The following is a 1513-nucleotide window of genomic DNA, read 5'->3' as shown; positions in this document are numbered from 1 at the left end:
CAGACAACTTCATATGAAGGCTCTCCACAGGAGGTAGGAGTGGAACTCCAAGATACTGCGGAAGCGCTTAAGCCGTCCCCGGCGTCAAAAAGAGAGAGGGACGACACAAGGCAAGAGCAAGTTGCGCTGCTTGAGAGGATACTGCATAAAGATAACCTCAACCATGCCTACAAGCGTGTGGTATCCAATGGCGGCAGCCCCGGCATTGATGGCATGACGGTAGGTGAACTTCTACCGTATCTTAAGACCCAAGGAGAGGCCATCAGGCAGATGCTTCTTGAGGGGGCCTACCGGCCCCAACCCGTCAGGCGGGTAGAGATACCAAAGCCCGACGGGGGTGTAAGGCAGCTTGGCATACCAACGGTACTCGACAGGTGGGTGCAGCAAGCAGTAGCGCAAATCCTCACCGACGTATTCGATCCAGGCTTCTCGGGCCAAAGCTTCGGGTTTCGCCCAGGACGAAGCGCGCACCAGGCTATCAGAGCAGCCAGGGGTCACATCGAAGAAGGTTTCGGCTGGGTGGTCGACCTTGACATCGAGCAATTCTTCGATAGAGTCAACCACGACAAACTGATGGCGCTCGTGGCACGCAAGGTAAGCGACAAACGGGTGCTAAAACTCATTCGAGCCTACCTTGAATCGGGAGTCATGCTGGGAGGAGTAAAGGCAAAAAGCCAAGAGGGTACGCCCCAGGGCGGTCCCTTAAGCCCGCTGCTTGCCAATATCTACCTCGATGAGCTTGACAAAGAGCTAGAGCGACGCGGGCATCGCTTTGTCCGCTATGCCGATGATGTGAACATCTACCTCAGAAGCAAAAAGGCGGCAGAGCGTACCTTAAAAAGTATCACCACCTTCATAGGGCGCAGGCTCAAGCTTAAAGTCAACCGTACCAAGAGTGCGGCAGATAGGCCAAACAAAAGGAAGTTTCTTGGCGTCTCCTTTTACAAACAAAAGGGCAAGGCCAGAAACTTCATCCACCGCAAATCCATAGCACGCTTCAAAGCCAAGGTAAGAGAGATAACCTCGCGAAGCAACGGTATGAGCATGGTCTGGCGAATAGAAAAGCTCAACCGCCTAATAATCGGGTGGGTGAACTACTTTCGCATCGCCGACATGAAGGAACTTGCTCGAAAGATGGATAGCTGGATACGGCGTAGGATTCGGATGTGCTACTGGAAACAGTGGAAAAGGATTAAAACCAAGCATGATAACCTCGTCACACTTGGGATTGAGGATCGTAAAGCGTGGGAGATCGCTAACACACGCAAAGGCTACTGGCATACCGCCGGCAGCTACATTCTCTCTACGTCCCTTACGAACGAGTACCTGGAGAAAATCGGTCTCATTAGCCTTACCAAACGGCTTTCTCTTATGTGTTAATTTCTGATGAACCGCCGTATGCGGACCCGCTTGTACGGTGGTGTGGGAGGACGGTGGGTGGATTAATCACCCACCTCCTACCCGATTTAAGGAACGGTTGTTGACATGTGTTTGGCAACTAAAAACTCTTGCG

The 1513-nt window shown here is 52.4% G+C and carries 1 protein-coding gene; it reads left to right on the top strand.

Features of this window, described 5'->3' with window-relative positions:
- Nucleotides 1–1380, top strand: a 1380-nt coding sequence (gene ltrA, locus COY37_RS07650) for a group II intron reverse transcriptase/maturase (protein WP_502693751.1), incomplete at its 5' end; no start/stop codon positions are given.
- Nucleotides 1381–1513: the final 133 nt, after the last annotated feature.

This window comes from Candidatus Aquicultor secundus (assembly GCF_002791875.1).
GTDB classification, from domain to species: domain Bacteria; phylum Actinomycetota; class Aquicultoria; order Aquicultorales; family Aquicultoraceae; genus Aquicultor_A; species Aquicultor_A secundus.
Note: the sequence above shows the minus strand (reverse complement) of the source record. Positions and strands in the feature narration are given on the sequence as shown.